This is a genomic window from Halomonas eurihalina, from assembly GCF_008274785.1.
GTDB classification, from domain to species: Bacteria; Pseudomonadota; Gammaproteobacteria; order Pseudomonadales; family Halomonadaceae; genus Halomonas; species Halomonas eurihalina.
Genome location: NZ_VTPU01000001.1, coordinates 379,421 through 399,529 on the forward strand (window position 1 = coordinate 379,421; position 20,109 = coordinate 399,529).

The window sequence follows — 20,109 nt, forward strand, 5'->3', positions numbered from 1 at the left end:
CTTTTTCATGACCGCCACGACGCCCTCCCGGCACAGTTCGTTGTCCGCCTCGGCCATACGCCTGGCCCTGCTGCTGTGCACGGGGTTGCCCTCGGCTTCCCTGCTGGCCCAGAGCGACCCGGCGCCGGTCTATGGCGTCAGCTTCAAGGAGGTCAGCGTCGCCGAGTTCGCGGCCGGCGTCAGCGACATTACGGGCACCGATTTCGTCATCGATCCCCGGGTGCGCGGCACCCTTTCGGTGGAAAGTCCCAAGCCGGTCACCGCCGATGAACTCTACGGGCTCTTCCAGAACACCCTGCAGAACCACGGCTACGCCACCGTGCGGCTGCCCGACAATCGCGTGCGCATCGTGCCGGAGCAGGTGGCACGCACCCAGCCCTTGCCGGTCGGCCTGGATGACGCCCAGGGCAACGAGATCGCCACCGAAGTCCTGCACACCGAAAACCTCGCTGCGGCGGAGCTCGCCGGCATCCTCGAGCCGCTCATCGATGCCAATGTCGGCACCCTGACGCCCAACCCCGGCAGCAACTCCGTGGTCGTGACCGATTGGAAGGCCAATCTCGGGCGCCTAAAGCGGCTCACCGAGCGCCTCGACGGCTACCGCCAGGCCGACACCGAGGTCTTTTCGGTTACCCATGCCAATGCCAAGCGCCTGGTCCAGACACTCAAGGACGTGCTGAGCGACGACGGCAGCACGGCCACCGTGGTCGCCGATGCCCGCGCCAATGCGGTGGTGGCTTTCGGCACCTCGAGCCAGCGGCGCCAGGTAGCGACCCTGATCGCGCGCCTGGATGCTCCCCAGGACCACGACACCACCACGGCGGTCATTCCCCTCAACCATGCCGATGCCGCCGATGTCGCCCAGGTCCTGGGCGATCTGGCCAACAGCGCCAGCGGCTCGCGGGCGATACCGCCCCGGAATGGGAGCACAGGGAGCGACGGCGCCGACGCAACCGAAAGCCAGGCCGGGAGCCAGTCACTGGCGGCGGCGTCATCGGGCAGCGGGCTCGATGGCGTCGCCTTCGCCGTTCATCCCTCGACCAACGCCCTGGTCCTGAGCGGCCCGCCCAGCGCCCTGGAAGGCTATCGCGAACTCGTTTCCCGCCTCGACATGCGCCGCGCCCAGGTGGCGGTCGAAGCGATCATCGCCGAAATCACCGAAAGCCGCGCCAAGGAACTCGGCGTGCAGTGGCTGTTCGGCGACATCAGCGGCGAGGGCACGGTCCCGGCGGGCGGCGTCAACTTCCCGTCCGCCTCGTCGCCGGGCATCAACCAGATCGCCGCCGCCGCGGCCAGTCAGGACGCTTCCACCCTGGGCTCCCTGCTCGGCAACCTCAACGGCGTCACCGCCGGCGTGGGCCGGCTTTCCTCGGGGGGCGTGAGCTTCGCCATGCTGCTCAATGCCCTGCGCAGCGATACCCAGACCAATCTGCTGTCGACGCCCTCGCTGACGACCCTGGACAACGCAGAGGCCTCGATCCTGGTCGGCCAGGAAGTGCCCTTCGTCACCGGCTCCACCACCGTCGACAACACCAACCCCTTCCAGACCATTCAGCGCGAGGATGTCGGCGTCAAGCTGAACATCCGCCCCACCATCGGCGCCGACAACAGCATCCGTCTGGAAATCATCCAGGAAGTCTCCTCCATCGATGAAGGCGTCCAGGCCAGCGATGTGGTCACCAACAAGCGCGAGATCGAAACCACGGTCCTGACCCAGAATGGCGGCATCATCGTACTGGGTGGCTTGATCAGCGACGAGAATGCCAATGCCGAACAGAAGGTGCCGTTGCTGGGCGACATTCCCGGCGTCGGTCGCCTCTTCCGTTACGACCGCGATACCCAGGACAAGCGCAACCTGATGGTCTTCATCCGCGCCCGGGTACTGCGCGATGCGCCGCAGACCCAGCAGATGGCCCGCCAGCAATACACCCGCATGCGCCAGCACATGCTCCAGGCCGAGCTGCCGGGCGATCAGGCCCTGCCGGAACTGCCTTCGGCATCCGCCACCTCGGCGAGTGGCATGTCGGGTACGTCGGTATCGGGTGCCGCGGCGTCCGGCAACAGCCTGCAGGCGCTTTATCCGTCGGCGCGCAGTCGCCTGGGGAGCCTGGCGCAATGAACGCCCCGCAGCCCGCGACCACCGCCAGTCTCATGCCGTACCGACTGGCCCAGCGCAGCGGCGTGGCCATCGACTGGCAGGCCGAGGGCTATCACCTGCTGGCCCGCCGCGATGCCGATCCCTTGATTCTCCAGGAACTGCGGCGCAGCCATGGCCCTCCGGCAGAGATCGAATGGCTCGACAGCGAGGCCTACACCAGCCGTCTGGGGCGTCTCTACGACGCCCAGCGCGAGACCAACAACCGCTTGATCGAGGGGCTCGCCGAACACGTCGACCTCGACGGCCTGATGCAGGAGCTGCCGCGCACCGAAGACCTGATGGACGCCGAGAACGAGGCGCCGGTGATCCGGCTGATCAATGGCATCTTTTCCGAGGCGCTGCGCCTGAGCGCCTCGGACATCCACATCGAACCCTTCGAACGCGAGCTGATCGTGCGCCTGAGGGTCGATGGCGCCATGCGCGAGATCCTCGACCCGCCACGCGTACTGGCGCCGATGCTGATCTCGCGCATCAAGGTCATGGCCGGGCTGGACATCGCCGAGAAACGCCAGCCCCAGGATGGACGCATCACCGTTCGCGCCGCCGGGCGCCCGGTGGACATTCGCGTCTCGACCCTGCCCGGCATCCACGGCGAGCGGGTCGTGATGCGCCTGCTCGACAAACAGGCCGCGCAATTGACGCTCGACGCCATCGGCATGCCGCCCGACACCCTGGCGGCCTACCGGCGCGCCCTGGCTCGCCCCAACGGCATCCTGCTCAATACCGGCCCCACCGGCTCGGGCAAGACCACCACTCTCTACGCCAGCCTGACCGCGCTCAACGATCGCCGGCGCAACATCCTCACCGTCGAGGACCCGGTCGAATACGCGCTGCCCGGCATCGGGCAGACGCCGGTCAACCCGCATGCCGGCGTCACCTTCGCCCGCGGTCTGCGCGCCATTCTGCGCCAGGATCCCGACGTCATCATGATCGGCGAGATCCGCGATCTGGAAACCGCCGCGACCGCCGTGCAGTCGAGCCTGACAGGCCACCTCGTGCTCTCGACGCTGCACACCAACAGCGCCCTGGGCGCCATCGCCCGGCTGCGCGACATGGGCATCGAGCCCTTCCTGCTGGCCACCAGCCTCAAGGGAGTCATGGCCCAGCGCCTGGTGCGCCGCCTGTGTCCCGACTGCCACCGCTGGCGTGCCCCCAGCAACGCCGAGTGCCGACAGTTCCAGGGGCTCGAGTCCCTCTCGCGCATCGCCGAGCCGCTCGGCTGCGACGCCTGCGACCACACCGGCTACCGAGGGCGCCTGGGGCTCTACGAGTTCATCGCCATCGACGACACCCTGGCGGCCATGATCCACGACGGCGCCAGCGAAGCGGCACTCGCCGCCCATGCCTTCCAGCAGGCCGGCTCGCTAGCCGATGCGGCCCTGGAACGGCTCGCCGATGGCGACACCAGCCTCGAGGAGGTGCTGCGTGCCATTCACCAGTGAGCCACTCGTCCGTGACCCGGGAGCCATCCGCTGATGCCGACCTATCGCTATCTGGCGCTGGATCTCGAAGGCCGCCGCCGTCGCGACGTTATCCAGGCCGAGAACGAGCGCCATGCCCGAGAACTGCTCAGCGACCGGGGCCTGTTCGCGCGCCGCCTGGAGGAGATACGAGGCGCGCGGCAACGCCGCCGCGGCCAGCGTCTCGATGCCGAACGCCTGACGCTGCTGACCCGTCAACTGGCGACCCTGATCGATGCCGGCATCCCCATCGGCCAGGCCCTGGAGGCGCTGGCCAGCCAGGCCGACCGGGAAGCCGCCCGCGCCCTGCTGCTGTCGCTGGTCAATCGGGTCCGCGAAGGTTACAGCCTGGCCGATAGCCTCAAGGCCCACCCCGCCAGCTTCGATCATCTCTACGTGGCCCTGGTCGCCGCCGGCGAGCGTGCCGGTCAACTGCCCCAGGTGCTCGAACGCCTGGCTGACCATCTCGAACGCAGCCAGCGGCAGCGCCAGAAGGCCAAGGGCGCGCTGGTCTACCCGCTGGTGCTGGTGCTGGTCTCGGTCGGCGTGGTCAGCGGCCTGATGACCTATGTCGTACCGCGCCTCGCCGCCCAGTTCGAGCGTTCCGACATGACCCTGCCCTGGCTGACGCGCGGCCTGATCGCCCTGGCCGATGCCATGCAGAGCCTGGGGCCCTGGCTGCTCGCCACGTTTCTGCTGCTGGGGCTGGCCGCCGCCCGCTTACTGCGTCGGCCCGCCATCCGGCTGAAGGTCGACCGCCGCCTGCTAACGCTGCCGCGCCTGGGCGAGCTCCTGCTACTGCTCGACAGCGCCCGCCTGACGCGCACCCTGGCGATTCTCACCCTGAGCGGCATTCCGCTGGTCGATGCCCTGCGAGTCAGCCGCGACACCCTGGCCAATGCCTGCTTGCGCCAGCATCTCGGCGAGGTCGAAGAAGCCGTCACCAGCGGCGTCAGCCTGCACCGCGCCCTGGCCGATACCGGGTGTTTTTCTCCGACCCTGCTGCACATGGTGGCCAGCGGCGAATCCAGCGGCCGCCTCGGCGAAATGCTCGAACGCGTCGCCGCCACCCAGGAAAGCGCCTTCTCGCGACGCGTCGACATGGCGCTGGCGCTCTTCGAACCGCTGATCATCCTGGCCATGGGCGGCGTGGTACTGACCATCGTCCTGGCCATCCTGCTGCCGATCATGAGCCTCAACAGCGCCATGGCGCTCTAGCCACCGTTTCATCATCCACCAGGAGGAATTCCATGACAGCTCCATACCGCTCTCCCAAGGCCCAGGCCGGCTTCACCCTGCTCGAGGTCATGGTCGTGATCTTCATCCTCGGGCTGCTGGTCGCCATCGTCGCGCCCAACGTGCTCAGCAACCAGGACAAGGCCATGCAACAGAAGGCCAGGGCCGACATCGCCACCCTCGAGCAGGCCCTCGACATGTATCGGCTCGACAACCATCGCTATCCCACCACCGAGCAAGGGCTCCAGGCGCTGGTCGAGGCGCCGCGCCAGGAACCGCTGGCCACCAATTACCGCCAGGAAGGCTATGTGCGTCGACTGCCGGATGATCCCTGGGGCAACCCCTACGACTATCGCAATCCCGGCGAGCATGGCCGCTTCGATGTCTTCAGCCTGGGTGCCGACCGGAAGCCCGGCGGCGAAGGCAACGATGCCGACATCGGCAACTGGATGCTGTAAGCCCCACAGATGGCGTCATTCTTGCATTCGCTCGCCATCCGCGAGAGCCCCGAGCAGCACAGCCGAGCCGAAGCCCAGTCGGGCTTCAGCCTGCTGGAGCTGTTGATCGTGCTGACGATCGTCGCCGCGCTGACCGGACTCAGCGTGGCCTGGCTGGAAGGCGGCAGCGCACCGAGCCTAGACAGCGCCCGGGAGCAGCTGCGCACCGACCTCGAACGGGCCGCCATCCAGGCCATGGAACAGCAACGGGTCATCGGGATGCGACCCAACGAGACGGGATACGCGTTCGTGACGCGAGACACCGGCAGCGCCGAATGGCGGAGGCTCGAAACGAGCGACCTGCCCGCCCGCCGCTGGCCACTCGATCTCCACCTGCAACGCGACCCGGCCGCCCCCGAGGACCAGGCGACGCCCTGGCTGGTCTGGTGGCCCGATGGCGAGGTGCTGGGCGGGCGCCTGAGCCTGACGATCGGCGACCGCCAACGCCGCCTGCTCATCGACGCCCTGGGGGTACGGGCAGCAAAGGAGCGAGACGATGCCTGAGCCCCGCAAGGCCGACGGATTCACGCTGCTCGAGGTCATGGTGGCGTTGTTCATCCTGGCGGTGATCGCCGCCATGGTCAGCCAGACCGTGCATCAGCGGACCCGCACGGCCCAATTGGAACGCGAGCGGTTACCGCTGGTGATGTGCGCCCGCGCCCTGAACAACAAGTTCAGTCTCGCCGGCTACTGGCCGAGCGTTGGTCGCCACGAGGGGCAACGCCAGTCGAACGGGCACGACTGCCATTGGCGCCTGGAGGTCGCGAGCACGCCGGTCAAGCAGTTGCGTCGCGGCACCCTGAGCGTGGCCAGCCAACCCTTGCCGGCGCCAAACAGGCTCGACTTCACGGTGTTCCTGGCGCCATGAGCTTGAGACCGACCTTGAGACCGACCTTGAGACCGACATTGAGACCGACCTTGAGAAAGCCCATGAACGAGCATCGTCAGGCCGAGGCCGGCTTCACCCTGCTCGAGGTGGTCATCGCCATCGCCCTGACGGCCCTGATCGGCGTCGCCGTGGCGGGGCTGGTCAATGGCCTGGTCAGTGCCGAGGAACGCTTCGCCACACCGCCCGACGAGCGCCAGGACATGCGCTTTGCCCGCCGCCTGGAAGACCGCCTCCAGGCCCTGGTCGAGCGCTCCCTGCATGAAGGCGGGCAACCACTGCTCAACCATCGCCTCGACTACCGCCCCGAGCCGGGCCTGCTGGAATGGGTCGCGCTGGTCGGCGAGCCCGTCGCGCTGGGCGACCGCGTCAGTCGCTTGCGTCGCCAGCGCCTGAGCTGGAATCTCGAGCGCGGCGAACTGCAATTGGCCTCCACCGGCCTGCTCGATGCCGTGGACACGCCTGAATGGCAGCAGGATGCCCGGCTGAACGGCATCGAGAGCGTCGAGATCGCCTTCCATGAACACGGTCAATGGCGCCAGACGCCGGCCACCGCCAACGCTCAGACAGTGCGTGGACTGCGCCTGCGCTGGCAGCGTCATGGTCAGGTACACGCCATCGTCGTGCGACTGCCGGAGGTTCAACCATGAACCGCCCGTTGCCCTCCAGTACACGCCAGGACGGCGCCGCCCTGCTGATGGTGCTGCTGTGCCTGGCACTGGTCAGCCTGACCCTGACGAGCCTGAGCGAACAGGGCCACCGGGACCTGGCCCGCCTGAGCGAGCTCCAGGCGCAGACCCAGGCCGACTTCTATGCGCAAGGCGCCGAGGTGATCGCCCGTCGCGCCCTGACCGACGCCGCCGTACGCCAGGCAGGCCTGTGGTGGCAGAGCCTGCGCGGGCGCTCGCTGTCCTACCCCACCGACCATGGCCGGATTCACCTCAATGTCGAGGATCTGCGAGGCTGCCTCAACCTCAATGCCCTGGCGGGCACGGGCGCCGACCTGGCCCGGCGCCAGTTGACCCACTACATCGATCACCATCTCCAGGGACGCCCCGTGGCGGGCCTCTCGACCGACGCCTTTCTTGCGCGGCTGATGGACTGGATGGATTCCGACGGCGTGGCCCGCTCCGGCAGCCTCGACGGCCCGGACTATGCCAACGATGTCCGCGCCGGCCTCGGGCCACGCACCACCGCCAATACCCCCCTCGCCGACATCAGCGAGATCAACTGGCTGGCTCCGCTGGACAGCCGACGCTCCCGTCGCTTGCCCGAAGGGCTGTGCGTCTATCCCGACAGCGGGCCACTGACGCTCAACCTCAACAGCCTGCCCGTCGAACGGGTCGCGCTGCTCGATTCCCTGCTCGAGGGCCGGGTGCCGCGTGGCGGGCTCGAACGCCTGCTGAGATCGCGTTCCGCCGCCGGTTACCAGAGCGTCGACGCCGTGCGCAGCGCCCTGGGCGATCCCGATGACTTCAACGAGCTCGCCCGCCGCCTGACCCTGACCCCGGACCTGCTGCGCCTGCATATTCGGATCGAGATCGGCGACCGCCAATACCACTATGTGCGCCTGCTTCAAGCCGAGGGGGTGAGCCCCTGGCAACCCCGAGCGCCCGCCGCCCGGGTGCGAATTCTCCAACGCTATCGCGGTGAAGCGCCCCATTCGCCCTTCCCGACATCTTTCCCCGAGGAGGCTTCATGACATCGCTGCCGATTCGACTGCCTCGACGTCAAGGCGGCCGCAGGATGCCTCGGCCCCGGCTACTGCTGATGCCACCGGCCACGCCCCACGATCATGCGACCCCCTGGAACTGGACGCTGCTCGATGCGACGACGACACCGCCGGGCGGCACCTGGACACCCGGCGATCCCTTGCCCGAGGCCCTCCAGTCGGCCGGCCACGAAACGATCCTCGTGTTGCCGCCAGCCTCGGCGACCCGTTTTGAGCTCACCGCCCCCAAGGGACTCAAGCGAGACGAGTGGCCACTGCTCGTCGATCGGTACCGCTGCGACGAGGGCAACGGCGAGCCGCTGACACTGGCCCGGCTCGACCATGTCCAGGGCCGCCTTGTGCTGGTCGGCGTGGCGCGTTCGCGACTGCAGGACTGGCAGGCCACGCTGGCCCGGGCCGGGCTCTCCCCAGCGGCCTGGGCTCCGGCCTTCATGGGCCAGCCGGATCCCCCCGAGCGTGCCCTCTGCGCCCTGCCCGCCGGCGACGACTGGATGCTGCGCTGGCATGACGTCGAGGAGAATCAGGCGCCAGGTCGTTGCCACTGGCTGAGCTGGCCACGCAACACCGCCCTGCCTCCCGCCCTGGCCGAGCGCGAGTGGTATCAGCCGCTCGCCGACGAAGACACACTGGCCTGGCTGGCATTCCTCGGTCGTCATCTGCCCCATCGCTTGCCACGCCTCGCACCGCAGCCGGGCCGGGGCAGATCCAGCCGTCGTCTGCCGATCTCGCTCGCAGGCGCGAGGGCCTGGCTGCCGCTGCGCCGCTGTGGACTGATCGTGGCACTGCTCCTGCTGCATGGCGGGCTCGTCGCCTGGCAAGGCCATCAATCCACCCGTGAAGCGGCCGAGCGGCAATTGGCTGCCCGCTTCATGTCAACGCCCGCCAGCGCGGACGACGCCAGCCGGCGCCTGGCGGAACGGGCTTCGGCCCTGGCCGATCTGGCCCAGCGCCGAGCGCGCATCGAGGAACATCTGGCCGCCCTGAGTGACCTGCCCGACCCAGCCAGGCTGCAACAGCTTGAAGTCTCGGGTCAGCGAATGCGCCTGGGCTGGGCCCCGGAGGCGCTGAGCGCCGCCGAGCTGGAGGCCCTGCGCTCCCGGCTCGCCGGCCTGGGTCAACTCACCGATACGCCGACGCAACTGACCCTGGAACTCGACCTGTCCGCTACCGAACAAGGGGGGCAAACACCATGAGTGCGTTGATATCTCTGCTCTCGCCACTGCAACAGGCCTGGCTGTCTCGCGAACCCAGGGAGCGCCGGACCTTGGCCATCGGCGCCGGCATCATCGTCCTGCTGCTCGGCTATCTGGCCATCTCGCGGCTGGGCGATATCGACATTACCGACACCGCTCCTCCGCCGGCGGCCGCCTCCCGCCTTCCGGCCATCCAGCCACTGGCGCAGGAGCGCTGGCTGGCCGCCGCCGAGCGCCACGGCATCGGCGCACCGCGCCTGGAATCGCAAGCCCATGGCCTGCGCCTTCAGGGGCGAGTGCCACAGCCGCAGAGCGTCACGACCTTCGCACGCTGGGCGGCGCAGCATGGCTGGTGGACCACCGATTGGTCGCTGACACGGGAAGCGGACGACGGCCTGGCGCTGGACATGACCCTGGTGGCAGAGCTCGAGCGCCTGCCCATCGCCGCACATGACGAGGCCACGCCATGAAGCGCTACATCGGCCGAGCGGCCCAGGCCATCCTCATCGCCGGCATTTTCTGTCTGACCCTGCTGTTCACCCTGCCGCTCGGTGCCCTATCGAGCCTCATCGCGGCCAGTCTGCCCGAGGAAGTCGGCCTGGAAGAACCGCGCGGTCGGTTGCTGGATGGCCGGGCCACGGCGTTGATCGTCGAGCCCCGGCCCGGCTGGCCCCTGAGATTCGAACCGCTGAACTGGCATCTTGGACTGGATGGCTGGCGCCCTGAACTGCACCTGGGCATCGGCGACGGCTGGGCGCTCGACGCGCGACTGGAGGGCCTGAACATGGCCTGGCGGCTCGAAGGCGGGGATCTCGCGGCCCTCGATACCTCGGCGCTGCCGGTAGGCTCCGGCATCGGCCTCGGTGGCAGGCTGGAAGGACAATTAGAGGGTCGAATGGGGCCAAGCGGTTGCCTGGCGGCCAAGGGGCGGCTCACCGGTCCCTCCCTGCAATTGAAGGCGCCCGAGATCGTCCCCCTGGAACAGGCGACCTTGAGCCTCGATTGCGCCCAGGGCCAGGACGCGTGGCAATTCACGCTCGGTGAGCCAGATGATGCGCGGCTGCGTGCGACTCACTCGCTGCTCGGCGGCCATGGCAAACTGAACGCCCGGCTTCCGGCCGATCATCCCTTGCTCACCTACTGGCGACTGCTCGACCCGAGCGTGACGCCCGGCGAGCAATCGCGTCAGTGGTAGGCGGCATCCTCGCGGTGCACCGCCGTGTCGACGAGCCGGCGCGCCTCGGCCAGGCGCACCACGCTACCCACGATGATCAGGCAGGGCGACGGCAGCGGATGGGCGGCGAGCCGTTCGGGCATGTCGGCCAGGGTGCCGACGAGCGCCTCTTGCCCGGGCAGGCTGGCATTGGCGACCAGCATGATCGGCCAGTCGCCAGGTAGCCCGGCACCACGCAGGCCGTTGCAGATGGCCTCGACGCGGGACAGCCCCATGTAGAACACCAGGGTCTCGTCGCGACGCGCCAGGGCGGGCCAGTCCGGCTCGCCCCCCTCGCGACACTGCTGGGCGGTGATCAGGCGAAGCTGCTGGGCATGGCCGCGATCGGTGAGCGGAATGCCCATGCTCGCGCAGGCCGCCGAGGCGGCGGTGATGCCGGGCACGATCTCGCTGCCGATCCCCGCGGCGTCCAGCGCGGCCAGTTCCTCGCCCATGCGCCCGAAGACGCCGGGGTCGCCACCCTTCAACCTGACGACCCGCTTGCCCTCGCCGGCCAGGCGCACCATCAGCGCACCGATCTCGGCTTGGGCGACACTGTGCTGCCCCCGTGCCTTGCCCACGTAGTAGCGCTCGCGTCCGGCGGGAATCAGGGCCAGGATCTCGTCGCCCACCAGGCGATCGTAGACCACGGCATCGGCATCGCGCAGCAGGCGGGCGGCCCTGAGGGTCAGCAGTTCGACATCGCCGCTGCCGGCACCGACCAGGAACACCCGGCCGGTCCGGTGGCCCTGGCGACGCCCCGCAGCGTTGTGCGCCTCCCGCCATGGGCCCCGCGCCTCCCACCAGGAGAGGGCGACGCGCGCCAGCGAATCCACGGGGCGCAGGATGCCCTCAAGCCGGCTCGACATCAGGGATGGGATGAGACGCATGGGCCCTCTCCTCTTCGATGAGTGATTTCAATTCGGGAATGCAACTGCCGCACTGGGTGCCGCAGGCCAGCCGGGCACCCAGCGCCTCGACGCTGGTATCGCCCTCGCGGATTGCCGAGGTGATGGCGCCCTGCCCGACCTGATGACAACTGCACACCAGGGGGCCATCGTCGGCGGCGCCGTCCTCGCAGGCGGCCAGGATGCGGCGCCGCTGGCCCGCTTCCAGGGCGATGCCCTCGGCGGCTTCGGCGAAGCGCTCATCGAGCCAGGCCAGTCCCGGCAGCTCGGCCGGCGGACCAACCATCAACCACCAGCGCAGGCGACCCACCTCGATTCCCGCGGCACGCAGCCGGCCGTCGGCCGGATCGTCGCACCACAGCGAGACCGCCACCGGCAGGGTCTCGGCCAGCCAGGCCAGCCAGTCGCGCTCGGCGGCGGCAGGGGCGCCGGCCAGTTGCCAGCGTTCGGCATGGGCCATGGGAATTCGCGCCCAGTAGCCGGTCTCTCGGCGCACCTGCGCGCCCACGTCGAGATCGGCGGCGACCACCAGGGTGGCCTCCCAGGCGCTGGGTAATGTCGCCAGGGCCACGGCGCCGTGCTTCGACTCGGGCTGACCGGACAGCGGATCGACATGCGACGCCAGCAGTGCGCCGGCCAGCGCCGAGGTGCTGAAGCGATCGCTCCAGTGGATGGGTACGAACAGTTCGCCGCGCCGCTGCGCCGGCGAGATGCGAACCCGACCCCGGTAGTCGCCGTCCTCGCCCTCGAGTCGCGCCAGCCCCTGATCGGCCAGGCCCAGCTCGCGGGCGTCCTCGGGATGCACCTCGATGAAGGGTTCGCTGCGGTGGTTCATCAGCCGTGGCGCCCGGGCGGTGCGCGTCATGGTGTGCCACTGGTCGCGCACCCGACCGGTGTTGAGCCGGAAGCGGCGGTGCTCGCCGAGGGCCTGGACGGGACCGCGTGGTGACACCGGCACCAGCCGAGCCCGGCCATCGGACGTGGCGAAATGGCCATCCTCGAACAGGCGCGGTGTCCCCTGCGGCGCCTGGCGCGTTACCGGCCACTGAATCGGCGTCAGGGCGTCATAGCCCTGGCGATCGAGTCCGGCCAGCGCCGAGATATCGAAGCAGCGCCGCCCGTCGCCCTCATTCTCGAAGCCGGACAGGCGCGCATGTTCGACGAAGATATCAGCCGGGTGCCCATAGTCGAAGGCCTCGCCGAAGCCCAGGCGCCGCGCCACTTCGCTGATGATCCACCAGTCGTGGCGGGCCTCGCCCGGCGGCGCCATCAGGCCGCGCTGACGCGAGATGCGGCGCTCGGAGTTGGTCACGGTGCCGTCCTTTTCCGACCAGCCGGAGGCCGGCAGTACGATGTCGGCCACCTCCAGCAGATCGGTATCGGCCATACACTCCGAGACGATCACCAGCGGACAGCGGGCCAGCGCCGCGCGTACGCGATGGGCCTCGGGCAGGCTGACCGTGGGATTGGTGGCCATGATCCACACCGCCCGGATCTCGCCGCGCTCGATGGCCTCGAACAGCGCCACCGCCTTGTGCCCCGGCCCTTTCGGGAGACGCGGGACGAGCGAGTCGGTGCTCCAGAAGCGCGTCACCCGCTCCAGGGCGCCGGGGCTGTGGTAATCCATGTGGGCGGCCAACTGGTTGGCCAGGCCGCCCACCTCGCGCCCGCCCATGGCATTGGGCTGGCCGGTGATGGAGAAGGGACCGGCGCCGGGCAGGCCGATCTTGCCACCCGCCAGGTGGCAATTGATGATCGCCTGGCACTTGTCGGTACCGCTGCTCGACTGGTTGATGCCCTGGGAATACAGCGTCACCACGTGGAGCTGGCTGGCGAACCAGTAGAAGAAGGTCTCCAGGCGCTCGGGGTCGACATCGCAGTCGGCGGCGATGGCCTCGACCGAGGCATCGTCCTGACGGGCCTCGGCCAGGGTTTCCTCCAGCCCACGCGTGTGGCGTTCCAGATAGACGCGATCAAGCTTGCCCCGCTCGGCCATCCAGGCCAACAGCCCGGTGAACAGGCGAGCATCGCTGCCGGGACGCACGCCCAGGTAGAGATCGGCCAGCTCGCAGGTGTCGGTGATGCGCGGATCGATCACCACCACTCGCAGCAGGGGGTTGCGCGTCTTGGCGACGCGCAGGCGCTGGAACAGCACCGGGTGATTCCAGGCCAGGTTCGAGCCCGCCAGCACCACCAGCTCGGCATCCTCCAGGTCCTCGTAGTTGCAGGGCACGGCATCGGCCCCCAGCGAGCGCTTGTAGGCGGCCACCGCCGAGGCCATGCAAAGCCGCGAGTTGGTATCCAGATGCGGCGTGCCAAGAAAGCCCTTGAACAGCTTGTTGGCGACGTAATAGTCCTCGGTGAGCAATTGCCCAGAGAGATAGCCGGCCAGGGCTTCTGGGCCGTGCTCGCTCTGTGTCTCGGCCAGGCGCCCGGCCACGGCGTCCAGGGCCGTGGCCCAGTCGACCTCGACGCCATCCAGCCGAGGCCGGGTCAGACGCCCCTGTTTACCCAGCGTCTCGTGCAGTGCCGAGCCCTTGACGCACAAACGGCCATGATTGGCCGGGTGCTCGGTGTCGCCCTCGACGCCGACGATGCGGCCCTGCTGCATCTCGGCCCGCACGCCGCAACCGACCCCGCAATAGGGGCATGTAGTGCGTGCGTCTTGCATTGAGGTCCTGGACATGACGCTTTCCTCCCGTCGTGAACGACTGCCGAAACGACGACGCCCACCGCCTCACGGCAGCCGAGGCTGCGGAGAAGCGGTGGGCGTCTTTGCCGATGAATGGATCACCCTTGATCCATCCTGGTCACCGGTTATCTAGCAAGCCCCGTGCCAGGAATGCCCAGCCCCCGGGATACCGCGTGCCGCGACGATCTCGCCGCCGGCGGACAGCAGCTCGCCGCACAGCTCGGGCGCATCTCGCCACCCCGCCCGCACCGACTCGGTGCAACGTCCGCCCGTCACACTGCCTGCCGATGCCATTGGGCAGACACTTTGCCGGCGTTCATCAGGGGTTCCGGCAACTGGAACGCATCTTGCAACCGATCAGGAAACGCCCCTATGCAACGAGCTACGCCACCATGCCTCAGCCCTTGAAAGTCCTTCTGGTCGACGACGAGATCGTGCGGGCCGCCATGGTCGAGGAAGCCCTCGCCAACGAGGGCCACGAGGTCATCTGCCGCCTGCAGGCCCCGACGAGCCTCAACGAGATGGTCGCCCGCCATCAGCCCGATGTGGTGATCATCGACATGGAATCCCCCGACCGCGACACCCTCGACAGCATGTCGCTGCTCAACCGCGAGAATCCACGTCCGGTGGTGTTCTTCGCCGACCAGCATGACCCCGAGACCATGCAGGCCGCCCTCAAGTCCGGCGTCAGCGCCTATGTGGTGGACGGCCTGGTGCCGGGCCGGGTCAAGGCGGTCATGGAAGTCGCCATCGCCCGCTTCGAATCCTTCCAGTCGATGCGCCGCGAACTGGACCAAGCCCGCACCCAACTGGCCGAACGCAAGCGCATCGAACGCGCCAAGGGCCTGTTGATGAAGCATCAGGACTGCGACGAGCCCCAGGCCTATCGCATGCTGCGCAAGCTGGCCATGGATCGCGGTCAGCGTATCGGTGACGTGGCAAACAACGTGATCGACATCCTCGAACAACTGGAGAAGGGACGATGAGCACGCCCGAACTCGAACGATTGACGCTGGGATTCATCCCCCTGCTCGACGCTGCCCTGCCGATCATCGCCCGCGAGGCCGGCTTCTTCGCCGACGAAGGGCTCGAGGTCGCCCTCTCGCGCGAAAATGCCTGGTCGACGCTGCGCGACAAGCTCGCCTCCGGCCTGCTCGACGGCGCTCACATGCTCTCGCCCCTGCCATTGGCCATGAGTCTCGGCCTGTCGCGCGCTCCCTGCGAGACCCTGGCCCCGTTCATCCTCGGCCGTGGCGGCAACACCATCGTGCTATCGCGGCGCTGGTCCGAGGGCATGCACGACATCGGCGAAGATCGCGACCCGCGCGACAATGCCCGCCGCTTCGCCGCCCGACTGCACGCCCACCGCGGCGAGCCGCCCAGGCTGGCGATGGTCTATCCCTACTCCTGCCAGCACTATCAACTGCGCGAATGGCTGGCCGGTGCCGATATCGACATCGACCGTCAGGTGGCACTGGGTGCGCTTCCTCCGCCCCGCATGGTCGAGGCGCTGGAAAACGGCGAGATCGACGGCTTCTGCGTCGGCGAGCCCTGGGGCAGCCTGGCCCGGCATTGCCATGTCGGGCGTGTCGTCGCCAGCGGTGCCCAGCTATGGCCGGCGCACCCCGAAAAGGTGCTGGGCGTGACCGCCTCCTGGGCCCTACGCTATCCCACGACCCTGGCGGCAATGATTCGTGCGCTGCACAAGGCCAGCCAGTGGCTCGGCGCCTCGCCGGAACATGCCCGACGCGCCCAGGGCTGGCTGGCGCTGCCGCCCTACCTGGATCACAGCGTCGAGCATCTCGAGACCCTGGTGCCCGATGCCCCGCCGGCCTGGCAGAGTCTGGTCGGCGATCCCCGCCCGACCGCCGAGATCATGTCCCATGTCGCCGAACACCTCGACCAGCACATGCGCGAGAGCGGTCGTGTGCTCGACATGCGCACCCTCTCGACCTGCTACAGCCCCGCGCATTTCGATGCCGCCACGCACCAATGACGTGCATGAGACACGACATGCAACAGGTGAAGGATCCCCGCAATTACCCGTAACCAAATGATATAAAAGAACTGTCAAGAATATGGCGTAGAACTTGAAAGACGCTTGAGCGAACAACGCCGATCCGCGAGCTTCTTTGCCCCGGACCGGCACCCGGCGATCAACGGCGATCGCCACGCTTTCGGACAAAGACGTCTCAGTGCCCCCGATGCCGGGGAGCGCGGGGACGTCTTTTTGCGTTTTCAGGAGGTTGCGATATGCGACCCGATGCCCCCACAAGCACCGACGACCGAGGCCCCATCGATCACCTGGTGATCGTCGGCAACGGCATGGCCGCCCACCGCCTGGTCGCGACACTCTGCGACAAGCCCCGGGCGCCCCGCCGGATCACCGTCATCGGTGTGGAAACCAGTCACGCCTACAACCGTATCCTGCTGTCGCCCTGGCTGGCCGGCGAAATGCAGCGCGATGCCCTGTGCCTGCCCGAGCGCGCCGCGACCACACAGACCGGCACACGCATCGAGACCCGGCTGGGCGAGCGCGTCACCGCCATCGACCGCGAAGCGCGCCGGGTGACCACCGACCGGGGTGCGAGCCTCGACTACGATCGGCTGGTGCTGGCCACCGGCTCGCGTTCCGCGATGCCACCGGTGCCCGGGATGACCCTCGACGGCGTGCATGGTTTTCGCGACCTGGGCGATGCCGAGGCCCTGGCCCGGGCCGCTCGACACGGCGGCCGCGCCGTGGTCATCGGCGGCGGCCTGCTCGGCCTGGAAGCCGCCGAGGGGCTGCGCAAGCGCGGCATGCGGGTCCGGGTGATCCAGCGCAGTTCCCGTTTGATGAACCGCCAGCTCGACGCCACCGCCGCCGGGCTGTTGCGCGGTGAACTCGAGGCGCGAGGCCTGGAGGTAATCACCGACGGCCACTTGAGCGAGTTGGAAGACAACGGTCAGGGTCGTGTGCGTGCCGTGATCCTCGCCGATGGCACCCGGCTGGCCGCCGATCATGTGGTGATCGCCACCGGCATCACCCCCAACGTCGAGCCGGGACGTGCCGCCGGGCTCGACTGCGACCGTGCCATCCGCGTCGATGAGTGGCTGACCACTTCGGACGCCGCCATTCATGCCCTGGGCGAATGCTGTCAGTTCGGCTCAAGCACCTTCGGGCTGGTGGAGCCGATCTGGCAGCAGGTCGAGGTGCTCGCCGCCCGCCTGGCCGGCGAGGCCGGCCCCGGCTATCGCGATCACCCGACCGCCACCAAGCTCAAGATCAGCGGCGTGTCGCTGTACGCCTTCGGGCCCATCGAGGCCACGCCGGAGCACGACGAGCTCACCTACCACGACCCCGAACAGGGCGAATATCGCCGCTTGCTGCTGCGCGACGGCCACATCGACGGTGCCGTGCTCTATGGCGATACCGCCATGGGCCCCTGGCTGTTTGACCGCTCCCAGGACGGCATGCAGTTCGGCAGTGCGCGTCGCGCCCTGCTGCTCGGCCAGGCCGATACCGAGACCCTGATCGACGACCAAGCAAGCGCCCCCCAAGCCACCGACACTCTCGCCCAGGAGGCCGCATGAAGGCATCGAACGCCACTTCTCAGGACCTGATCATCGTCGGCAACGGCATGGTCGGCCATCACCTCGTCGAACAGCTCATCGAGCGCGGCGCCCATCGGCACTACCGGATTCGGGTATTCGGCGAAGAGCGCCACCTGGCCTACGACCGGGTGCACCTTTCCGAGTACTTCAGCGGTCGTGATGCCGACGACCTGGCGCTTTCGACCGCTGACTACTACGCCGAGCACGGCATCGAGCTGCACCTGCATGAAGCGGTCACCGACATCGACCGTGACGCCCGCGAACTGGTCACGCCCCAGGGGCGCTATGCGTACGATCGCCTGGTGCTGGCCACCGGCTCCTACCCTTTCGTGCCGCCGATCCCCGGCGGCGACCGGGACGGTTGTCTGGTCTACCGCACCCTGGACGATCTCGACGCCATCCGCGAGGCCGCCCGCTCGGCCACCACCGGCGTGGTGGTCGGTGGCGGCCTGCTGGGCCTGGAAGCCGCCAACGCCCTGCGCGGGCTCGACCTGGACACCGCCGTGGTGGAATTCGCACCGCGCCTGATGCCCATGCAGGTCGACAACGAAGGCGGCGAGCTGCTGCGCGAGAAGATCGAGGCATTGGGCGTTCAGGTACTGACCGACCGGGCGACCCAGCACATCGAGGATGGCGACACCAGCCGCCACCGCATGGTGTTCCAGGACGACAAGCGGCTGGAGACCGACCTGATCGTCTTCTCGGCGGGCATTCGCCCGAGGGACGAACTGGCCCGCAATGCCGGCCTGGAGATGGGCGAACGCGGCGGCGTGGTCATCGATGATCGCTGCCTGACCAGCGATCCGGCGATTCTCGCCGTCGGCGAGGTCGCCCTCTGGCAAGGCAGCATCTTCGGCCTGGTGGCACCGGGTTACCAGATGGCCAAGGCCGCCGCCGACACCCTGTGCGGTGGCGAGCTGACCTTCGAGGGTGCCGACATGAGCACCAAGCTGAAACTGCTCGGCGTCGATGTCGGCGCCATCGGCGATGCCCACGGCGACCGCTCGCCCGGTGCCCGCCAGTTCCGCTACGTCGACCAGATCAAGCAGGAGTACCGCAAGCTGGTCGTCTCCAGCGACGGCAAGAAGCTGCTCGGCGCCATGTTGGTCGGCGACAACGCCACCTACGACACCCTGATGCAGTACTACGCCAATGGCCTGGAACTACCGGCGGATCCCGCCTCGCTGATCCTTCCCAGCGTCGAGGGCGCCCCCGCCCTGGGACCCGACGCCCTGCCCGAGACGGCCTGGATCTGCTCCTGCCATAACGTCACCAAGGGCGCGATCTGCGAGGCCATCGACGCCGGCTGCAATGATCTCGGCGCGGTCAAGGGCGCTACCAAGGCGAGTACCGGGTGCGGCGGCTGTGCGGCGCTGCTCAAGAGCGTGGTCGACAGCGAACTGGAGGCGCGCGGGGTCGAGGTCGACCAGTCGATCTGCGAGCACTTCGCCCATACCCGCCAGGCGCTCTATTCGATCGTACGGGTCGAGGGCATCAAGACCTTCGGCGAGCTGATCGAAAAGCACGGCCATGGCCTGGGCTGCGATATCTGCAAGCCGGCGGTGGCCTCGATCCTGGCCTCCTGCTTCAACGAACCGATCACCGATGCCGCCCACGTGCCCCTGCAGGACACCAATGACACCTTCATGGCCAACATGCAGAAAAACGGCACCTATTCGGTAGTACCGCGCATTCCCGGCGGCGAGATCACCCCGAGCAAGCTGCGCGTGCTGGGCGAGGTCGGCGAGAAATACGGCCTGTACACCAAGATCACCGGCGGTCAGCGCGTCGATCTCTTCGGCGCTCGACTCGAGCAATTGCCCGACATCTGGGCCGAATTGATCGAGGCCGGCTTCGAGACCGGCCATGCCTACGGCAAGGCCACCCGCACGGTGAAGTCCTGCGTGGGCAGCACCTGGTGCCGCTACGGCGTTCAGGACAGCGTGGGCATGGCGATCCACCTCGAGAATCGCTACAAGGGGCTGCGTTCGCCACACAAGCTCAAGTTTGCCGTCTCTGGCTGCACCCGGGAATGCGCCGAGGCGCAGAGCAAGGATGTCGGCGTGATCGCCACCGAGCACGGCTGGAACCTCTATGTCTGCGGCAACGGCGGCATGCGTCCGCGCCATGCCGAGCTGTTCGCCACCGACCTCGACGATGGCACCCTGATCCGCTACATCGACCGCTTTTTGATGTTCTACGTGCGTACCGCCGATCGGCTGCAGCGCACTTCGGTATGGCGCGAAAACCTCGAAGGCGGGCTCGACTATCTCAAGGAGGTCGTGATCGACGACAGCCTGGGGCTCGGCGATGAACTCGAGCGCCAGATGCAGACGGTGATCGACAACTACGAGTGCGAGTGGGCCGGCGCGCTTTCCGACCCCGAGAAACTCAAGCGCTTCCGCAGCTTCGTCAACGACGAGCGGCCAGACCCGGACATCATCGTGACCGAGGAGCGAGGCCAGTTGCGTCCGGCATAGGCGTTTTGAGCAAAGCGACGAGGGTCAATACTTCCGGTGCATGCCGGGGACAAGCCTTCG

At 68.2% G+C, this 20,109-nt stretch carries 17 protein-coding genes; 15 read left to right on the forward strand and 2 right to left on the reverse strand.

The features are described from left to right. Positions 1–7 precede the first annotated feature (7 nt). The 11 genes from gspD to FZZ93_RS01990 all read left to right on the forward strand — a co-directional run bounded on the left by gspD (position 8) and on the right by FZZ93_RS01990 (position 10,357). Positions 8–2,119, forward strand: coding sequence for a type II secretion system secretin GspD (gene gspD, locus FZZ93_RS01940; RefSeq protein ID WP_149320639.1), 2,112 nt, complete (start codon positions 8–10; stop codon positions 2,117–2,119). Then, positions 2,116–3,600 carry a GspE/PulE family protein gene (locus tag FZZ93_RS01945; protein WP_149320640.1) on the forward strand — a complete coding sequence of 495 codons (1,485 nt, stop codon included), beginning with the start codon at positions 2,116–2,118 and terminating at the stop codon, positions 3,598–3,600. Before gspD ends, FZZ93_RS01945 begins: the two co-directional genes overlap by 4 nt. Positions 3,601–3,633: 33 nt before the next feature. Then, on the forward strand, positions 3,634–4,836 hold the full coding sequence (gspF, locus tag FZZ93_RS01950) for a type II secretion system inner membrane protein GspF (RefSeq protein WP_149320641.1): 1,203 nt from the start codon (positions 3,634–3,636) through the stop codon (positions 4,834–4,836). Between the two features lie 32 nt (positions 4,837–4,868). Further along, a complete protein-coding gene (gspG, locus tag FZZ93_RS01955; protein WP_149320642.1) occupies positions 4,869–5,312 on the forward strand; it encodes a type II secretion system major pseudopilin GspG in 444 nt (147 codons plus the stop codon). 21 nt (positions 5,313–5,333) lie between these two features. After that, positions 5,334–5,855 carry a prepilin-type N-terminal cleavage/methylation domain-containing protein gene (locus FZZ93_RS01960; RefSeq protein WP_223111753.1) on the forward strand — a complete coding sequence of 174 codons (522 nt, stop codon included), beginning with the start codon at positions 5,334–5,336 and terminating at the stop codon, positions 5,853–5,855. After that, the gene (gspI, locus tag FZZ93_RS01965) at positions 5,848–6,219 is read left to right on the forward strand and encodes a type II secretion system minor pseudopilin GspI (protein WP_149320644.1); all 372 of its coding nucleotides are present in this window, start codon (positions 5,848–5,850) and stop codon (positions 6,217–6,219) included. Before FZZ93_RS01960 ends, gspI begins: the two co-directional genes overlap by 8 nt. 62 nt (positions 6,220–6,281) lie before the next feature. Beyond that, entirely contained in the window at positions 6,282–6,887 is a 606-nt protein-coding gene (locus FZZ93_RS01970) for a type II secretion system protein GspJ (protein ID WP_187774432.1), read from the forward strand. Further along, entirely contained in the window at positions 6,884–7,939 is a 1,056-nt protein-coding gene (gene gspK, locus FZZ93_RS01975) for a type II secretion system minor pseudopilin GspK (protein ID WP_149320646.1), read from the forward strand. Before FZZ93_RS01970 ends, gspK begins: the two co-directional genes overlap by 4 nt. Then, on the forward strand, positions 7,936–9,162 hold the full coding sequence (locus FZZ93_RS01980; RefSeq protein ID WP_149320647.1) for a type II secretion system protein L: 1,227 nt from the start codon (positions 7,936–7,938) through the stop codon (positions 9,160–9,162). The genes gspK and FZZ93_RS01980 overlap by 4 nt, the downstream gene beginning before the upstream one ends. Beyond that, positions 9,159–9,632 carry a hypothetical protein gene (locus FZZ93_RS01985; RefSeq protein WP_149320648.1) on the forward strand — a complete coding sequence of 158 codons (474 nt, stop codon included), beginning with the start codon at positions 9,159–9,161 and terminating at the stop codon, positions 9,630–9,632. The genes FZZ93_RS01980 and FZZ93_RS01985 overlap by 4 nt, the downstream gene beginning before the upstream one ends. Further along, positions 9,629–10,357 (forward strand): type II secretion system protein N, encoded by a 729-nt coding sequence (locus FZZ93_RS01990; RefSeq protein WP_149320649.1) that lies wholly within the window; start codon positions 9,629–9,631, stop codon positions 10,355–10,357. The genes FZZ93_RS01985 and FZZ93_RS01990 overlap by 4 nt, the downstream gene beginning before the upstream one ends. Here FZZ93_RS01990 and cobA read toward each other — a convergent pair. After that, a complete protein-coding gene (gene cobA, locus FZZ93_RS01995; RefSeq protein WP_149320650.1) occupies positions 10,348–11,265 on the reverse strand; it encodes a uroporphyrinogen-III C-methyltransferase in 918 nt (305 codons plus the stop codon). The genes FZZ93_RS01990 and cobA overlap by 10 nt on opposite strands. Beyond that, on the reverse strand, positions 11,228–13,969 hold the full coding sequence (locus FZZ93_RS02000; protein ID WP_149320651.1) for a nitrate reductase: 2,742 nt from the start codon (positions 13,967–13,969) through the stop codon (positions 11,228–11,230). Before FZZ93_RS02000 ends, cobA begins: the two co-directional genes overlap by 38 nt. Positions 13,970–14,367: 398 nt before the next feature. Between FZZ93_RS02000 and FZZ93_RS02005 the strand changes: the two genes are divergently transcribed. From FZZ93_RS02005 to nirB, 4 genes are all read left to right on the forward strand, one after another. Continuing rightward, positions 14,368–14,961: an ANTAR domain-containing response regulator gene (locus tag FZZ93_RS02005; RefSeq protein WP_064697988.1), complete on the forward strand. Its 594-nt coding sequence runs from the start codon at positions 14,368–14,370 to the stop codon at positions 14,959–14,961. Beyond that, a complete protein-coding gene (locus FZZ93_RS02010; protein ID WP_149320652.1) occupies positions 14,958–15,971 on the forward strand; it encodes a CmpA/NrtA family ABC transporter substrate-binding protein in 1,014 nt (337 codons plus the stop codon). Before FZZ93_RS02005 ends, FZZ93_RS02010 begins: the two co-directional genes overlap by 4 nt. Before the next feature lie 257 nt (positions 15,972–16,228). Next, the gene (locus FZZ93_RS02015) at positions 16,229–17,548 is read left to right on the forward strand and encodes an NAD(P)/FAD-dependent oxidoreductase (protein WP_149320653.1); all 1,320 of its coding nucleotides are present in this window, start codon (positions 16,229–16,231) and stop codon (positions 17,546–17,548) included. Beyond that, entirely contained in the window at positions 17,545–20,049 is a 2,505-nt protein-coding gene (gene nirB / locus FZZ93_RS02020) for a nitrite reductase large subunit NirB (RefSeq protein ID WP_149320654.1), read from the forward strand. The genes FZZ93_RS02015 and nirB overlap by 4 nt, the downstream gene beginning before the upstream one ends. Positions 20,050–20,109 lie beyond the last annotated feature (60 nt).